Below are 15,467 nucleotides of genomic sequence, written 5' to 3' on the forward strand. Positions count from 1 at the left end.
GCACTGTACCCGTAGGGTCAGTGTCGGGAGGAAAGCGCTTTGATGAAGTACAATGAACTTATGAGCCAAGTCCTGACCGTCTCCTGTAAGCTCAAGGCGTCCCAGTCGCAAGCCGCCAAATTGGACGCGACGATGGATGCCTTTGTGCAGGCACTGAACTGGGTCAACCAGAACACGCCGGAGAAGATCGTCAATGCGGTCAAACTGCAATCCCTTTGCTACTACGAGATTCGAGCCCGGTTCGGCTTGTCCAGTAACTTGGCCCAACAGGTCTGCAGACGGGTGGCCGGCGCTCGCAAAGTGGCGAGACAGCGCAACCGTCCAGTTAAAGAGTTCAAGCGTGGGTTCGTTACCTACGACGCACGCATCTTCTCGTTCCGTCAAAAAGACTGGACGGTGTCGCTGACCACGGTTGAAGGGAGAGAACGCTTTGAGCTAGCCATTGGTAACTACCAGAGGGGAATGCTGGCTGGCTCTAACCCCAAATCGGCCACCCTAGTCCAGCGGAAGGATGGCTCCTACTACATCCAGATTTGCGTAGAGGAAAAGCCACCCAAGCAACAAGATACCGACAAGGTGATCGGGGTGGACTTTGGAAGGACAGATATTGCCCATACATCGGAAGGAGATAACTGGAATGGACAGCAGTTGAACAGAGTCCGAGACCACTACTCCCGGTTGAGGGCGGCACTCCAACGCAAAGCCAGTAAGGGCACACGCAGTTCGCGGCGCAGATGCAGAGAACTGTTGCAACGGCTGTCTGGCAAGGAGAGACGCTTTCAAGTGTGGGTCAATCATCGCATCTCCAAAGCTATTGTCTCTAGGGCAAAAGCTACCAACAGCGCTATTGCTCTGGAAGACCTGACAGGGATCCGGGAAAGGGTCAATCAACAGCCACGCAGCAAAGCCGAGCGGCGTAGGACCAACAGTTGGGCGTTCTACCAACTACGTCAGTTTCTGGAGTACAAGGCGAGGGTTGCAGGGGTTTCTCTGATTCTTGTGCCGCCCGCCTACACGTCGCAGACCTGCCACCGGTGTTTGCACATCCATCCCGACCCTGCGCAATCCTACCGCAGTGGTAAGTCGTTCAAGTGTGGGCACTGTGGATGGGAAGGGGATGCGGATTTGAATGGTGCGAATGTGATTGCGCTCTTGGGGGCTGTCGTAAACCAGCCTAGAGGTCCGGGCTTGTTTTGTTCTCTGGTAGAGCAGAACAGGCTCAGGGCTACTGAAAGCCCGCTCCGTACCGCTTAGCGGTCGAAGCCGGGTAGTTTACTCCCTCATTTCACAGCTACCGTAGTCTTCAGCTTTCAACCAGGCCACCCTTGAAACCACTATTATGGGTCAAGGCACCCCAGCCAAATGACGAATCCTGTCCGTCTCCCTAAAATAGCGACAGATAACAGGTGAATAGCGCTTTACCCTTTTCCCTAACAGCCTCCTCGAGTCCTCATGAAGCGTGTACTGGTCGTAGATGACGATCCCCTCTCCCTGAAGGTGCTGAGCCGCCACCTGACTCAGCATGGCTATCGGGTTTGTACAGGCGCTTCGGGTGTAGAAGGGTTGCGTCTGTTTGCCCAAGAGCAGCCGGATGTGGTGGTTTCAGATGTGGTGATGCCGGAAATGGACGGCTTCGAGTTTTGCCGACAGCTGCGCCAACAGCGCGGCGGCGAGCTCGTCCCCTTCATTTTTCTCTCTTCGCGGGGAGAGATCGATGACCGAGTTCAGGGCTACGAGCGGGGGGCGGATGACTACATCATCAAGCCCTTTGAACCCCTGGAACTGGTGGCCAAAATCGAGGCCCAGATTGAACGCTCCCGCCGCACCCAATCGGAAATTCTGCGGCTGATCCAACAGCAGTCCCAGCCAAAACCGGAAGCGGCCCCCCGACCCACTCCACCCGAATTGCCCCTGACCCCTGCTGAGGAGCGGGTCTTTCGGGAAGTCATTCGCGGCTTCACCAACAAGCAAATCGGCGAGAAGCTGTTCATCAGCCCGCGCACCGTGCAAACTCACCTGACCAACATTCTCAGCAAGCTTTCTTTGGAAAATCGCTCGCAACTGGTGCGTTTTGCCTACGAACGGGGCTACACCGCCGAAGAGGAGCCGGGCCAGAAGGGATCCCTTTCAGGCCAGGTGTAGCCTCAAAACAGCACGTGGCGCTTTTCGCACCCGGCAGGGGATCCGCTCCTTGCCCAAGCGGACAAATGCCTCGTAGCGATGGCAGCCGGAGAACCCGTAGTACTCCCCTTCCACTTCCAAAACCTCAATGGGCTCCTGTAGGCCGACTGCTTCAATGGAAGCCATCAGCGCCTGCACCTTATCCGGATCCGTTTGCCGCGGCAAAGGGCGGCGAATTTGGGCAAGGGGAATCTCGCGAATCTGCGCCATGTTGAACTTTCTCCCTAAGCAAGCTACTTAATCATACTCGTTATGACTTTGCTCTATCAAGACTGGCAGAGGGGATGGATTCTCAGGCCAGAGCATGGCAGGATAACACCATTCCTCACTGCTCTATCGCTCAGAAGTTAACCCAGCCATGTGGCAACTCCTCAAAGCCTTATGGGGAAAGATCGCCGGCCAAGCCCCCCCTGCACCCCCCGCTGCCGCGCCACGACCACCCCTTGACAAGAGGCTGGTTCAGCAGCCCTCTCCCCGGAATGTCCCTGCTGCAGAGGCCGCCCGCAAAGAAGAAGCCCCTGAGCCCACACCAGAACATCCCGCCCCAAAAGTTGCAGTAGCTCAACGGGGTGAGGAACCTGTGGTGTTGCTCCCTTCTCAGGAGAAATCCCCAGACTCTGTGGCAGTAGAATCCCCCATCGGCCCGGCTCAACCCACCTCTACAGCCAAAAGCATCAGCAGCTTCTGGGCCATGACCGACACTGGATCCCGGATTTCCTGCATTGCTGCCACCACCGACAGTGGCCGTGCGGTCAGCTCCATTGCGACTGCTAGGCTCCGCCAACCGGAATAGCGACCGGGATCCCTCTGGCTCCAGAAAAAAACTTCAGGGCAAGTTAGGAATAACTCCCATCCATTTCCACCCGCTACTGCAGGGATCCCCAGGGGGCATTGGGCCGATAATGGACAGGTAGCGTTGGGGGTTCCAAGCATGCTGGAGATGATCTTTAACGGGGCCAACTGGTTTGCTCTGCCCTTTTGGGCCTTGATGATTCTGCTGCCGGGTTGGAAGGTAACCCGCAAAGTGATGGAATCGCTTTTGCCCATCGCTCTTCTGGCGGCGGTTTATTTGTATCTTTTGGTCACCGGGTTTAATGCCGATGTTCTCAAGGAATTTTCCAACCCTCAACTGTCTCTGACCAGCCTAACCGACCTATTCAGTCAACCCGCTGTTATGGCGACGGGATGGGTCCACTACATCGTCATGGATTTGTTTGTGGGCCGCTGGATCTTTTTGGAAGGGTGGGATAAGCGAGTATGGACAACCCATTCTCTGATTTTGTGCTTGTTTGCCGGGCCTGTGGGTCTGCTCTCCCATTTGCTTACAGTGGCGATTGTACAAGCAACTCGCCAGAACCGGCCCAGTGTTGCTCAACCTGAAAAAGGCTCAGAAGTGCCGCAAGAATCCATCTAGCCCCTGCTTGGCTTTATGGCTCTTTCCGATGCACAGGGTGCAAAATGAGCAGCGTGGGATCATCCTCGACCTCAACGTTGCTGCCACGCAGCTCCCCAGCGCTACGTACTCGCCAGCACACAGGGTGGTTCCCGAGTGCCTTTAGGTGCCGTTGTAAACAACAACCACAAAACCCACTGAGGTCGGATCCAACCGTCAGGCTGTCGGGTTTAGGGCCTACAGCCCGTTTACGCGAACAATGCGCCCTGTGCTGCTGTGGGCGAGAGCGGCTGACTACCCTGGCACTGCAGGCAGCGTAGCACAAAGCCGCTTTAAAGGGCGGGGCTTCAAACCCAGTTTTTCGGTAACCGAATTCTTGTATTCTGAAACCCTGACATACTCCCCGCCCTACTGGCTTGCTTCCGCGCAGCGATGGGACGGGGCCTTAAGCTCAGTCTTCGGGTAAACAGGAGTGCAAACCTCTCATGACTGCTACCTTTGTTCACGCACCCTTGGCGCAAACTGTTCTGCCTCGCCCTTCCCGAACTCGGGATCTCCTGCTGGTTCTGGGGGGAAGTTTGTTCGTAGCTGCCCTGGCTCAGGTGCGGATCCCTCTGCCCTTCACGCCGGTACCGATTACCGGGCAAACCTTTGGGGTGATGCTGGTGGGGGCAGGCTTTGGGGCACGGCTGGGCTTTCTCACGTTGCTGGTCTACCTGCTGGAAGGGATCCTGGGATTGCCCTTCTTCAGCGGTGGCGGATCCGGGCTTGGCCACTTGGCCGGGGCGACGGGGGGCTACCTGTTGGCTTTTCCCCTGGCTGCAGGGCTGATGGGCTGGTTGGTGGAGCGCTGGGGCGTGGATCGCAACCCCTGGAAGATGGCGCTGGCGATGTTATCCTGCTCAGCTCTGATTTTTTTGCTGGGAGCCACTTGGCTGGGGGTGTGGCTGAACCAGAATGTTGAGCCCACCTCGATCTTGGCCGTCCTCAACAAAGGGGTCTTCCCTTTTATCCCAGGAGACTTGGTGAAGTGCGGACTGGCGGCAGTGCTGCTGCCCACCATCTGGCGCCGGGTGGGTCGGGAAAGGCCACCGGCAGACTCCTAGCCCACTGGGCAAGAGCAGCAACTCTAAAGACCGCTCCGGCAAAGCAGAAGGGGCCTGGGATTAGCCTCGGGTCGGAAAATCTAAAAAAAAGATAACAGCTCCGAGGATTTGGCCTTTTTTCTGAGATTCTAAAAACTGTGCTCAATGCGATGTTCAATACGGCCTATTCATGGAGCTTTTCTTTATATTGCTCTAGAGTTTTATAAGTCGCTGACTGGTCGCGGCAGAGCCCCCTTGTGGGGCTTTTTATTTTCTATCTGCCGACCGGAAAAAGTTGAACTCAACCTACTATGGTCATTCCAAGCTATAATTTGATCTCTATAGACTCCCTAAATAGACGGGATCCCTGCCATGCAACAGACGCGCCGGATCCCAGAAACATCCTGGTGGGTAGTCATTCAGCCCTTGACGGGCACCTTCTTTTCCAGCCACTGAGCCACTTGATCTGCCAGGTCAACTCCTTCCAACTGACAGAGTTCTCGCAGCATTGTTGGGCTGGTCACATTCACTTCGGTTAGTCGTTCCCCGATAACATCAATCCCGACAAAATACAGCTTCTCCTGCCTGAGCACCGGTGCCAAAGCCCCGCAGAGAGCCCGTTCTTTTTCGGTAATCTTGGTTTTTTCCACTCGACCGCCGGCAGCAACATTGCCCCGAAAATCGCCCTCTCCAGGGATCCGATTGACGGCGCCCAAAGGTTCTCCTTCCAGCAACAAAATGCGTTTATCTCCTGCCGCCGCCTGTGGCAAATACTCTTGCACCATCACGGGCAGCCGACCAAATTGGGTGCTCATTTCAATCAACGAGTTGAGGTTTGGATCCCCGGCATTGACCCTCAGGATCCCTTCCCCACCTTTGCCACCCAAAGGCTTGAGCACCGCCTGTCCTTCCTGTTCGACGAACTGACGCAGCAGGCGTTTGTTGCTGCTGACGCGGGTACGCGGGATCCACTCTTGGAATTGCAGGGCATAGAGCTTTTCGTTGGCCGAGCGGATCCCGGCAGGATGATTGAGCACCAGCGTGCGGCTGGGGGAGAGACGATCCAAAAGGTAAGTGGCATAGAGATAGGCCGCATCTACCGGCGGATCCTTGCGCATCCACACCGCCTGCATTTGGCTCAGGGGCAGCAGTTGCCGGTCTTTGACCTCATACCAGGGATCCGCCTTCAGATCCAACCGGATTTCCTCAAGGGATCCCCACGTTTCCCCTTGATCCCAGTAGAGATCCGCCAGGCCCAGGCAGAAAATGCGGTGCCCCCGTTTCTGCAGAGCTTCCATCAGGGCAATGCTGGTGTCATGGCCCACCTGCAACTGAGGCAATGGATCGACAATAAAAGCTACCTGCATGGGAGGTGTGGTTCACTGACGAAAGGCTGCCCCGAGTATGCAACAAATCGGAGCCGATTGTGCTCTGCTGGCAGGCTGTTTCCACAAGAGAAGACCCCCTCTGGAAAGCTCGATGCAGAGTTGTCTTTTTAATATCCTCTTAACCTCGACAGGCGACGCAAACGTTAGCTTGATAGGTGGAATCCCCAGTTGGCCCTCAGTTCTCGGCTGGGTTGACCGGATTTCTGGCCTAACCTGTGAGGAATGCTCCATCTGTGAGTGCTCCCCCTTCTCAACCCTCAGAGCCGGTTCGCATTGAAACCACGCGGGACTTGCTGGAAGCCTTGCGTGAGGGGCGCTCCCTGGTGGGTGCCAACCTGGAGAATGCCTACCTCTCGCGGGGCCTGTTCGACCGCATTCAGATGCCCAAATCCAATTTGACGCGGGCTAACCTGCGCTCGATCAGCCTGCAGCAAGCCGACCTACGTCTGTGCAACTTTCGCCGCGCTGAGCTAGAGCGGGCCAATTTTACCGCCTCAGATCTACGGGGATCCAGCTTTAGCCAGGCTCTGGGGGACTACAGCAACTTTACCGCCGCCAAACTGGACAAAAGCAGCTTTCAGGGGGGCCGTTTCAGCCATGCCATCTTTCGCGAAGCCAGCTTGGTGGCTGCTAATCTGGCGGAGGGGAACTTTTTTGCCGCCGACTTCCGCCAGGCCAACCTATCTCGCTGCAACCTCTCCCAGGCTGCCTTGGTGAGTTGCCAGCTTCAGTTTGCCAACCTAGAACAAGCCATTTTGGTGGGGGCCAACCTACGGGACGCTCAGATTGAAGATACGCTCTTCAGTGGAGCCGATTTTACCGATGCCAAGCTCTCCGATGAGACGCGCAAGCTCTTAATCGAGCGGGCCAGCGGCACCAACGAGCTTACCCAACGGGATACCCTCAACACCTTGCTGGCGGGATTGCAGCCCAAGTCGCGTAAGCTTTTTGGCTTGCTGTGAGGTTGGAGCTGTCAGACACAACTGGGCTGAGGAGAAAGCTCAAAACCGGTTGAGGTCGATCCCGGCTTCCCGGGCCATGGCTCCTATACCCTTGGCCTTGAGAGTCTTCAAGGCTTTGGTGGAAAGGCGCAGACGAACAAACCGCTTACCCTCTTCCCACCAGATGCGCTTCCACTGCAAATTGACTTCCTGCAGGCGCTTGGTGCGCCGGTGGGAGTGGGAGATGGCAAAAGCGTTGTTGCGTTTCTTGTTGGTTAGTTGGCAGCGACGCGCCATGGGATCAAAGCAAACTCAGCCTAGCTATCGTAAGGCATCTTTTTGTTGGGCAGCAAGCTGAAGTTGACTTTGCAACTGGGCTAGCTCTGCCTTCAGTCGGTCAAAGGTTTGTTGGCAGTGGTTAACGCTTTTTAGGGGCAGCTCTTCATTTTTGGCAATGCAGGTCACCTGTACAGAGCCGTCGGCAGCCTGACGGGTGCGATCCACAAACACTTCCACCGTCACCAGTTTGGTGTGGGGATTTTTTCCGGGAGGCTCGCCGGCCACCCAGTAATCAGGGCTGCTGTGGAGGACATTGAGTTGGCAGCGCTCCAAAACGGCGCGGATCGACTCGCTGAGCTGCTCGGCTGAGCCCACAAGCTGGGTAACGCAAGAGTATCGAGCCATAGAACAGGCAAGCCACCACGGTTATCCTACCATTAAGTTTTCGGCTCCTGCAGCCAAAGGCGAACCGGCAAAATTGCGCTCAAGAGTACTCTACACCGGCTCGGTTAGCCCTGCTGCGAGGAGGTGAATTACGTTAGAACATGAACAACTCCCAGGAGAGTTGCCATGTTTAGGGTCTCCTGTTTGGCTCATTCTCTTTTGCTACTGGGATCCCTGGGCCTGGGTTGGATAGGCGTGTCTTTTGCCCACGCGCAGCCCTTTCAGGCGGGCGACCTGGATGGGGATGGCCGTTTGACGGTGCAGGATCTCAACCTGTTGGGGGCCTACTTGCGGGGAGAACGGGGATTGACCGACGACCAGATCCGAGCTGCCGATGTCGACCAGGATGGACGGATCACAGAAGCCGACTGGCAAGTGTTGCAGCAGCGCATTCAGGCAGCAACGGATGTGCCCACAGGACAGGTGCAGTTGGATTCCGCCTATTCGGGACAGGTGGTGGATCGGCTGACAGGGCAGCCCTTGGCCGGGGCGGAGGTGGCCATTCCGGGGGCGGGTATTTCGGTGCGCACCGATGCCCAGGGTCGGTTTCGCCTGCCAGGGCCGCTGCCGGCAGAAGAAATTTTGGTGGCGCGGCTGGAAAATTACTTGCCCTATTCCCAAAGTACAGGCAACGGTCAAGCCAGCGGGGATCGGCCTTGGCAACTGCAGTTGGAGCGCTGGGATCCCAACACAACTTTGGTACTGGAGGCGAATGTCATCCGCCTGGGGGATAACCAGTACTCACCGGAATCGGCTGCCGCCGGGCAATTTTTGGGCCCTGCCCAAGGGGTGGAGATGACCCGCTCTTTCACTTTGCAACGCCTGCCTTCGCGCCCACTGGTTTTGCGGATTGGATCCCTGATTGGGTTGGATACAGCTGCCGCCTATCGGGCCGGTCAATCCCGGATCCCCAGTGCCAACATGTCTCCCATGCAGGTCATCCTGAACGGAGTGGAAGTCGAACAGATTCACCTGGGGGGAGATAACCTACAGATTCCCCTGCCGCTGCAACCTCTGCGCCTAGGCCTGAACACTGTTACCCTGCGCACTGGCAAAACCCTGATTCAGCCCCCCATGGTCACCCGTGGTCCCCAAGTGCCGATCAGCATTCCCCTTTTCGGGGGATCCCTGCACATCTCGGTGCCGCTGGGAGGTGATACAGTCATCCGGCACGGTGGAGCCTGGGTGGATCATGACGATGTGCAGTTGGCTAACGTAACCATCGAGATCCCCAAGTAAACTACCCGGCCCTGACTGCTTCGCAGTACGGGGCGGGCTTAAGGCCTCCGGCCCGCTGGCGCGAACGGTAGCCCTGCAGTTGGCAAGCCAACCACGGGCCTCTAGGCTGGTTTACGACAGCCCCAAGCTTGGCAATCATGTTGGCCCCATTCCAGTCCGCATCCCCTTCCCATCCACAGTGCCCACACTTGAACGACTTGCCACTGCGGTAGGATTGCGCAGGGTCGGGATGGATGTGCAAACACCGGTGGCAGGTCTGCGACGTGTAGGCAGGCGGCACCAGAATCAAGGTAACCCCTGCACGCAGAGCCTTGTATTCCAGAAACTGCCTCAGCTGGTAGAACGCCCAACTGTTGGCCCTGCGCCGCTCGGCTTTGCTGCGTGGCTGTTGATTGACCCTTTCCCGGATCCCTGTCAGGTCTTCCAGAGCAATAGCGCTGTTGGTAGCTTTTGCCCTAGAGACAATAGCTTTAGAGATGCGATGATTGACCCACGCTTGAAAGCGTCTCTCCTTGCCAGACAGCCGTTGCAACAGTTCTCTGCATCTGCGCCGCGAACTGCGTGTGCCCTTACTGGCTTTGCGTTGGAGTACCGCCCTCAACCGGGAGTAGTGGTCTCGGACTCTGTTCAACTGCTGTCCATTCCAGTTGTCCCCCTCTGACGTATGGGCAATATCTGTCCTTCCAAAGTCCACCCCGATCACCTTGTCGGTATCTTGTTGCTTGGGTGGTTTTTTCTCTACGCAAATCTGGATGTAGTAGGAGCCGTCTCTGCGCTTGACCAGAGTGGCCGATTTGGGATTGGAGCCCGCCAACTGTTCTCTCTGGTAACGGCCAATCGCCAGCTCAAAGCGCTCTCGACCCTCCACTGTGGTCAGCGACACCGTCCAGTCTTTCTCGCGGAACGAAAAGATATGAGCGTCATAGGTCGCGAAGCCCCCCTTGAACGCTTTGACGGGGCGGTTTTTCTGTCGGGTAACCTTGCGGGCACCGGCCAGCCGTCTGCAGACCTGCTGAGCCAAGTTACTGGACAAGCCGAACCGGGCACGGATTTCGCGGTAGCACAGAGATTGAAGTTTAACGGCGTTGGTGACTTTCTCGGGCGTGTTTTGGTTGACCCAGTTCAACGCCTGCACAAAGGCATCCAAGGTCGCGTCCAACTTTGCGGCCTGCGACTGGGACACCTTGAGCTTGCAGGAGACGGTCAGAACTTGGGTCATGGTTCTATCGTAACTTCCGCATTCCTCCCGACACTGACCCTACGGGTACAGTGCGGGGCTCCTGCGATTTCTAGCTGACCCTGCTCCGTTCAATGGTTTTACGGCCCATACCGTCAGCCAATAGCTTGGACGTTGAATCCAGGTTGAGCGGGCCACGGGGCCTGTCGGTCAAGAGGAACAAGTTTGAGCCTGCTTTCGATAACTGACTCGATATCTGATCCGTTTGCTCAACAAGGGAAATACGTTTGTCCAGCGATTGGAAGATTCCCCTTCCAATAGCAGGCATACTGCAGTTGCTGAATTGCTCCTCTTCGATGCCTCTGGGAGTTCTGGGCATCTCGATCTTCGAGAGGGATCCCTGAGGTGGCCCATGTGAGTGAGGTGAAATCCCGGCAACCGATCAGACCGATCAACCCAAACCAAGGAGAGCTGACCATGAGCATGAATAGGGCTTCTGCCTTCCCCTTAACCTGGCTGTGGACGGGATCCCTGGCCCTGGGGGTGACGGCCCTGGTGACCCGCCAAGTGATCTGGGGGCTCTTACCTTTGGCAGCAGCCTACCCTGCCATCCGCCGCCGCGAAGAACAGCTTGGCCAAGTTCTGGAACAGACCTGGACACAGCAGCAACAGACAGCAACCCAACTGGAGACCCTGCAAGCGCGTTTCGAGGTGCTGGACGCTCGGCTCACTGCTGAACCGTCCCTTCTGCAGCAGACCTTGGCTTCCCCGGCTGAAGCCATTCAAGAGCTCGAGCAGAAAGTAAAGGTTTTGGAGCCCATCTGGGTACAGCAGCAGCAGACGGCGGCCCAACTGGAAACAGTTCAAGGACGGATCGACGCCCTCGAAGCTCGGCCCACGTCTCATCTGTCCGTGCGGCAACAGCTGGCCCCCATCACCCAGGCCATCCAGCAAATCCAGCAGCGGTTAAAAGCCGTGGAGCTGCGGTTGAATGCTCTGCCGGTATCCCAGCCCCAAGTGACTTTGGAGCAACTGGAGTTGGTGCAGGCGCAACTCCAACACCTGCAGCAGCTGGTGGCATCCCAGCCGAACCCTGCTTTTCCCCGCAAAGCCCTGGGGGTGTTCATCGACGCGGCCAATCTCCACGCCAGCGCCCAGCAGCAGGGATCCCATCTCGACTACCCCAGTCTGCTGAGCTGGCTGGCCCAGGGCAGATCCGAAATGGAAGTGCATGTCTACAGCGGGGTAGATCGCCACAACCTAGCTCAGCGCCGTTTCCTGCGGGAGTTGAGAAAACAGGGCTATCGGGTGGTCACCAAGCCGGTGGTGATCCACGCCGACGGCAGCCGCAAAGCCAATCTGGATGGGGAGCTGATCGTGGACTTGATGGCGATGCACTCCCACTACGAGACGGTGCTGCTGCTGAGTGGGGATGGAGATTTTGTGCCGGCCCTCAAGCATATCCGCCGCCAAGGCTGCCGGCTGGAGGTAGCCGCCTACAGGCCGAACACGAACCCGGCGTTAATTCGGATAGCCGACCAGTTCGTGGATTTGTGCGCTTGGCAGGGGACAGGAACGCTGGTGCCGCTGCCTGCAAAACAGACTCCGGCCACCGGCTAAACCTTGCCATCTCAGCACAGTTACATCGATCCCTGACTCCCCTCTCCCAAGGCAGGGAGAGGGGCTGGGGGTGAGGGTAGGCGGCACAGCGTCTTAACCTTGTTTATTTAAAGTGATCAGAAGTGCTCATCTTCTCTAACCATTTTCTGATTTGCAGTCTCAACGCCTGAGACTCGCTTGGATCAACCTTGCCCCAGCAGTCAACTTAACCCCAATTGGAGAGTCCAGATGTCAACGCAACTCACACAGCGGTTTGTGCAGGCAATGCACTATGCCCATCGCTGGCATGCTTCTCAAACCCGCAAGGGAACCGGGATCCCTTACCTCAGCCATCTGTTGGCCGTAGCAGCCATCGCCCTGGAGCATGGGGCGGATGAAGATGAAGCGATTGCCGCTCTGCTCCACGACAGCCTAGAGGACGGCCCCCACAACACAGGCGAGCCCCGCGCCCAAATCGAGCAACAGATCCGGGAGCACTTTGGAGAACGGGTGCTGCAGATCATCCTGGGATGTACGGATACCGAAAGCGATGGCTCCCGAGGCGAGCCCAAAGAAAACTGGAAAGAGCGCAAAACCGCCTACCTGAAGCACCTGGAAACGGCAAATGCCTCGGTTTTGTTGGTGGCCGCCTCTGACAAGCTGCACAACGCCCGCTGCATCTTGCGGGATTTTCGCCAACTGGGGGATGAACTCTGGCAGCGGTTTTCCGCCGGAAAAGAGGGATCCCTGTGGTATTATCGATCGTTGGCAGAGATTCTGAGGCGACGGCTGCCCGGCAATCTATCGGCGGAGCTTCAAGAGCTGGTGGCTGAGTTGCAATGCCAAGCTGGAGCGGTAATGCCTTGACAGAGACAAGCAGGGCTGAAGAAAATGCTGAGGGCAGCCCTATTCATCACACTTTTTGGGTCACGCACCTATGGTTCTCGCTGTTGGCACCCCTGCTCCTGGGTTTAACACCACTGACACCCAAGGCAACCAAGTCTCTCTGGCTGATTTTGCCGGCAAAACCGTAGTCCTCTACTTTTATCCCAAAGACGACACCCCCGGCTGTACCAAAGAAGCCTGTGGATTCCGCGACGCCTACGCCGATTACCAGAGCAAGGACGTGGTGGTGCTGGGGGTGAGCATGGACGACCAAGCTTCTCACCAAAAGTTCACCGAAAAGTACAACTTGCCTTTCCCCCTACTGGTGGATAGCAGTGGGGTGATCACCCGCGCCTACGATGTGGATGGGGGCGGCTATGCCAAGCGGGTGACCTACGTCATTGATGGCGAGGGCAAAATTGCCAAGGTCTACCAGAACATCAATACCGAAACCCATGCCCGCGATATTTTGGCGGATTTGGGTTTGTAGAAACGCTGCCTCTTTTCAGCTAGAAATCGCAGGAGCCCCGCACTGTACCCGTAGGGTCAGTGTCGGGAGGAATGCGGAAGTCACAATAGAACCATGACCCAAGTCCTGACCGTCTCCTGCAAGCTCAAGGTGTCCCAGTCGCAGGCCGCCAAATTGGACGCGACTTTGGAGGCTTTTGGCCAAGCCTTGAACTGGGTCAACCAGAACACGCCGAAGAAAGTCGCCAACGCCGTTAAGCTCCAGTCTCTGTGCTACCGCGAAATCCGTGCCCGGTTCGGCTTATCCAGTAACTTGGCAAGGACTACGTCCCGCTTACGCGACCAGCAGGTCTGCAGGCGGCTGGCCGGCGCCCGTAAAGTTGCCCGACAGAAAAACCGCCCGGTCAAAGCGTTCAAGAGAGGCTTTGCGACCTACGATGCCCGTATCTTTTCGTTTCGCGAGAAAGACTGGACGGTGTCGCTGACCACGGTGGAGGGTCGGGAGCGCTTTGAGCTGGCGATTGGCCGCTACCAGAGAGAACGGCTGGCGGGCTCCAATCCCAAATCTGCCACTCTGGTCAAGCGTAAAGACGGTTCCTACTCTATTCAGATCTGTGTGGAAGCGGAGCCATCCCCACCGCAACGCACGGATAGAGTGCTGGGCGTGGATTTGGGAAGGACGGATATTGCTCATACGTCAGAAGGGGATAACTGGAATGGACAGCAGTTGAACCGAATCCGAGACCACTACTCCAAGCTGAGGGCGGTACTCCAACGCAAAGCCAGTAAGGGCACCCGCAGTTCGCGGCGCAGATGCCGTCAACTGTTGCAACGGCTGTCTGGCAAGGAGAGACGCTTTCAGGCGTGGGTCAATCATCGCATCTCCAAAGCTATTGTCTCTAGGGCAAAGGCGACAAACAGCGCTATTGCCCTGGAAGACCTGACAGGGATTCGGGAAAGGGTCAATCAACAGCCACGCAGCAAGACAGAGCGTAGGCGGGCAAATAGTTGGGCGTTTTATCAACTCCGTCAATTTTTGGAGTACAAGGCTCTGCGTGCGGGGGTTGCTCTGATTCTTGTTCCGCCTGCCTACACGTCGCAGACCTGCCACCGGTGTTTGCACATTCATCCCGACCCTGCGCAATCCTATCGCAGTGGAAAGAAGTTTAAGTGTGGACACTGTGGATGGGAAGGGGATGCGGATTTGAATGGTGCGAATGTGATTGCGCTTTTGGGGGCTGCTGTAAACCAGCCTAGAGGCCCGTGGTTGGCTTGCCAACTGCAGGGCTACCGAAAGCCCGCCCTGTACTGCGAAGTAGTCAGGGTCGGGTAGTTTACTACTCCTCGCTAGATCCCGGCCTTTGCGCATGAAAGACGACATTCCGGTCGCCCGTCGCCAGTCCACTCCGGCGAAAAAAGCGCAAAGTTCGGTGCCTGCCCTGAGGTCCCGTCTAGTCTTGGGCCTGGTGCTGGTTGGGCTAGTGCTCCTGGCGGGTTGGGGGATAGAGAAGTTACCGGGATCCCAGCAGGCGGCGGATCCCCAAGTTCTGGAGGAAGCCGGTCAGCCCTCTCTGCCGCAGCCAACTGTGCAGAATGGGCGACCTTCTCTGTTGGGGCACTATGCCTATTCAGAAGCTCCTGCAGATAGCTTGCGGGTGGTGGGCCACTACCACGGTCGTGAGGTGCGCCTGCGCCAGGCGGCTGCCGAAAGTTACCTTCGCATGAGCGAAGCAGCTCAAGCTGCCGGGATCCGCCTTGTCCCCATTTCCGGGTTTCGCTCCATTGCGGATCAGGAATTCTTGTTTTTTCAATTGGCTCAATCCCGAGCCTTGCGACCCGAGGAGCGAGCTGCTGTCAGTGCTCCCCCTGGCTACAGCGAGCACCACACTGGCTATGCCATCGACCTTGGGGATGCCGGGTTTCCGCAGTGGGATACTCAAGAAGCCTTTGAGACCACCCCGGCCTTCCAGTGGCTGCAGAGCAACGCGGCCCGCTTTGGCTTTGAGCTGTCTTTCCCCAGAAACAACCCTCAGGGGGTGAATTACGAACCCTGGCACTGGCGCTTTGTGGGTGACCGTGACAGCCTGGAGACCTTCTACGCTCCCCAAATCAAACCATTCCCAAATCAGCCCAATCAAACCGAGACCCCTACTCTCCCGTCTTCCAGAGGGAGAAGAGCTGGGAGTGAGGGCTGACTCCTTTGGGGAGAGAGGAAAGGGGGAGCTCCTTGGGACTACCGTCACGGCCCTCTCCCTTGCAGGGATCTCATTCCCCTCTTGAATGGGTTCACAAGCCTAAGCAAGCGGATGACGCGATTCGAACGCGCGACCGTCTCGTTGGCAACGAGAAGCTCTACCACTGAGCTACATCCGCGTCGGGAAATTTATG

16 protein-coding genes and 1 tRNA gene are annotated in these 15,467 nt (G+C 57.1%); 11 read left to right on the forward strand and 6 right to left on the reverse strand.

Annotated features, from left to right (window positions below):
* Positions 1-60 precede the first annotated feature (60 nt).
* Positions 61-1,254 carry an RNA-guided endonuclease InsQ/TnpB family protein gene (locus ACVW0C_RS07895; RefSeq protein ID WP_457384868.1) on the forward strand — a complete coding sequence of 398 codons (1,194 nt, stop codon included), beginning with the start codon at positions 61-63 and terminating at the stop codon, positions 1,252-1,254.
* Between the two features lie 198 nt (positions 1,255-1,452).
* Positions 1,453-2,142 (forward strand): response regulator transcription factor, encoded by a 690-nt coding sequence (locus tag ACVW0C_RS07900; protein ID WP_414389514.1) that lies wholly within the window; start codon positions 1,453-1,455, stop codon positions 2,140-2,142.
* On the opposite strand, the gene ACVW0C_RS07905 is transcribed toward ACVW0C_RS07900, so the two are convergent.
* Entirely contained in the window at positions 2,128-2,391 is a 264-nt protein-coding gene (locus ACVW0C_RS07905; RefSeq protein ID WP_011432677.1) for a sulfiredoxin, read from the reverse strand. The genes ACVW0C_RS07900 and ACVW0C_RS07905 overlap by 15 nt on opposite strands.
* 721 nt (positions 2,392-3,112) lie before the next feature.
* Between ACVW0C_RS07905 and ACVW0C_RS07910 the strand changes: the two genes are divergently transcribed.
* Both ACVW0C_RS07910 and ACVW0C_RS07915 read left to right on the forward strand, forming a co-directional pair.
* The gene (locus ACVW0C_RS07910; RefSeq protein WP_457384842.1) at positions 3,113-3,595 is read left to right on the forward strand and encodes an ABA4-like family protein; all 483 of its coding nucleotides are present in this window, start codon (positions 3,113-3,115) and stop codon (positions 3,593-3,595) included.
* A 464-nt stretch (positions 3,596-4,059) separates the two neighbouring features.
* Positions 4,060-4,680, forward strand: coding sequence for a biotin transporter BioY (locus tag ACVW0C_RS07915; protein ID WP_457384843.1), 621 nt, complete (start codon positions 4,060-4,062; stop codon positions 4,678-4,680).
* Between the two features lie 398 nt (positions 4,681-5,078).
* On the opposite strand, the gene gshB is transcribed toward ACVW0C_RS07915, so the two are convergent.
* The gene (gene gshB / locus ACVW0C_RS07920) at positions 5,079-6,026 is read right to left on the reverse strand and encodes a glutathione synthase (RefSeq protein ID WP_457384844.1); all 948 of its coding nucleotides are present in this window, start codon (positions 6,024-6,026) and stop codon (positions 5,079-5,081) included.
* A gap of 254 nt (positions 6,027-6,280) precedes the next feature.
* Between gshB and ACVW0C_RS07925 the strand changes: the two genes are divergently transcribed.
* Positions 6,281-7,009 (forward strand): pentapeptide repeat-containing protein, encoded by a 729-nt coding sequence (locus ACVW0C_RS07925; RefSeq protein WP_457384845.1) that lies wholly within the window; start codon positions 6,281-6,283, stop codon positions 7,007-7,009.
* A gap of 39 nt (positions 7,010-7,048) precedes the next feature.
* Here ACVW0C_RS07925 and rpmB read toward each other — a convergent pair whose 3' ends face one another.
* The gene (rpmB, locus tag ACVW0C_RS07930) at positions 7,049-7,285 is read right to left on the reverse strand and encodes a 50S ribosomal protein L28 (RefSeq protein ID WP_414413500.1); all 237 of its coding nucleotides are present in this window, start codon (positions 7,283-7,285) and stop codon (positions 7,049-7,051) included.
* Positions 7,286-7,309: 24 nt separating this feature from the next.
* Positions 7,310-7,672, reverse strand: coding sequence for a hypothetical protein (locus tag ACVW0C_RS07935; RefSeq protein WP_457384846.1), 363 nt, complete (start codon positions 7,670-7,672; stop codon positions 7,310-7,312).
* A gap of 165 nt (positions 7,673-7,837) precedes the next feature.
* Between ACVW0C_RS07935 and ACVW0C_RS07940 the strand changes: the two genes are divergently transcribed.
* Positions 7,838-8,950: a dockerin type I domain-containing protein gene (locus ACVW0C_RS07940; protein ID WP_457384847.1), complete on the forward strand. Its 1,113-nt coding sequence runs from the start codon at positions 7,838-7,840 to the stop codon at positions 8,948-8,950.
* A gap of 1 nt (position 8,951) precedes the next feature.
* Here ACVW0C_RS07940 and ACVW0C_RS07945 read toward each other — a convergent pair whose 3' ends face one another.
* Entirely contained in the window at positions 8,952-10,169 is a 1,218-nt protein-coding gene (locus tag ACVW0C_RS07945) for an RNA-guided endonuclease InsQ/TnpB family protein (RefSeq protein WP_457384848.1), read from the reverse strand.
* Between the two features lie 435 nt (positions 10,170-10,604).
* Between ACVW0C_RS07945 and ACVW0C_RS07950 the strand changes: the two genes are divergently transcribed.
* From ACVW0C_RS07950 to ACVW0C_RS07970, 5 genes are all read left to right on the forward strand, one after another.
* The gene (locus ACVW0C_RS07950) at positions 10,605-11,747 is read left to right on the forward strand and encodes a LabA-like NYN domain-containing protein (protein WP_457384849.1); all 1,143 of its coding nucleotides are present in this window, start codon (positions 10,605-10,607) and stop codon (positions 11,745-11,747) included.
* A gap of 228 nt (positions 11,748-11,975) precedes the next feature.
* Positions 11,976-12,593, forward strand: a complete 618-nt coding sequence (locus ACVW0C_RS07955; RefSeq protein WP_011432688.1) for an HD domain-containing protein — start codon at positions 11,976-11,978, stop codon at positions 12,591-12,593.
* Between the two features lie 70 nt (positions 12,594-12,663).
* Positions 12,664-13,101 (forward strand): peroxiredoxin, encoded by a 438-nt coding sequence (locus ACVW0C_RS07960; RefSeq protein ID WP_011432689.1) that lies wholly within the window; start codon positions 12,664-12,666, stop codon positions 13,099-13,101.
* A gap of 93 nt (positions 13,102-13,194) precedes the next feature.
* Positions 13,195-14,412 carry an RNA-guided endonuclease InsQ/TnpB family protein gene (locus ACVW0C_RS07965; RefSeq protein WP_457384850.1) on the forward strand — a complete coding sequence of 406 codons (1,218 nt, stop codon included), beginning with the start codon at positions 13,195-13,197 and terminating at the stop codon, positions 14,410-14,412.
* 34 nt (positions 14,413-14,446) lie between these two features.
* Positions 14,447-15,274, forward strand: coding sequence for a M15 family metallopeptidase (locus ACVW0C_RS07970; protein ID WP_457384851.1), 828 nt, complete (start codon positions 14,447-14,449; stop codon positions 15,272-15,274).
* A 106-nt stretch (positions 15,275-15,380) separates the two neighbouring features.
* On the opposite strand, the gene ACVW0C_RS07975 is transcribed toward ACVW0C_RS07970, so the two are convergent.
* Positions 15,381-15,452 (reverse strand) — tRNA-Gly (locus ACVW0C_RS07975).
* Between the last annotated feature and the right edge of the window lie 15 nt (positions 15,453-15,467).

This window comes from Thermostichus sp. OS-CIW-26 (assembly GCF_054058395.1).

Coding starts and splice junctions, on each gene's coding strand:
- ACVW0C_RS07970 (WP_457384851.1), top strand. CDS start 14,447: ATGAAAGACGACATTCCGGTCGCCCGTCGCCAGTCCACTCCGGCGAAA.
- ACVW0C_RS07940 (WP_457384847.1), top strand. CDS start 7,838: ATGTTTAGGGTCTCCTGTTTGGCTCATTCTCTTTTGCTACTGGGATCC.
- ACVW0C_RS07910 (WP_457384842.1), top strand. CDS start 3,113: ATGCTGGAGATGATCTTTAACGGGGCCAACTGGTTTGCTCTGCCCTTT.
- ACVW0C_RS07955 (WP_011432688.1), top strand. CDS start 11,976: ATGTCAACGCAACTCACACAGCGGTTTGTGCAGGCAATGCACTATGCC.
- ACVW0C_RS07935 (WP_457384846.1), bottom strand. CDS start 7,672: ATGGCTCGATACTCTTGCGTTACCCAGCTTGTGGGCTCAGCCGAGCAG.
- ACVW0C_RS07915 (WP_457384843.1), top strand. CDS start 4,060: ATGACTGCTACCTTTGTTCACGCACCCTTGGCGCAAACTGTTCTGCCT.
- ACVW0C_RS07950 (WP_457384849.1), top strand. CDS start 10,605: ATGAGCATGAATAGGGCTTCTGCCTTCCCCTTAACCTGGCTGTGGACG.
- ACVW0C_RS07965 (WP_457384850.1), top strand. CDS start 13,195: ATGACCCAAGTCCTGACCGTCTCCTGCAAGCTCAAGGTGTCCCAGTCG.
- gshB (WP_457384844.1), bottom strand. CDS start 6,026: ATGCAGGTAGCTTTTATTGTCGATCCATTGCCTCAGTTGCAGGTGGGC.
- ACVW0C_RS07905 (WP_011432677.1), bottom strand. CDS start 2,391: ATGGCGCAGATTCGCGAGATTCCCCTTGCCCAAATTCGCCGCCCTTTG.
- ACVW0C_RS07895 (WP_457384868.1), top strand. CDS start 61: ATGAGCCAAGTCCTGACCGTCTCCTGTAAGCTCAAGGCGTCCCAGTCG.
- ACVW0C_RS07900 (WP_414389514.1), top strand. CDS start 1,453: ATGAAGCGTGTACTGGTCGTAGATGACGATCCCCTCTCCCTGAAGGTG.
- ACVW0C_RS07945 (WP_457384848.1), bottom strand. CDS start 10,169: ATGACCCAAGTTCTGACCGTCTCCTGCAAGCTCAAGGTGTCCCAGTCG.
- ACVW0C_RS07960 (WP_011432689.1), top strand. CDS start 12,664: ATGGTTCTCGCTGTTGGCACCCCTGCTCCTGGGTTTAACACCACTGAC.
- rpmB (WP_414413500.1), bottom strand. CDS start 7,285: ATGGCGCGTCGCTGCCAACTAACCAACAAGAAACGCAACAACGCTTTT.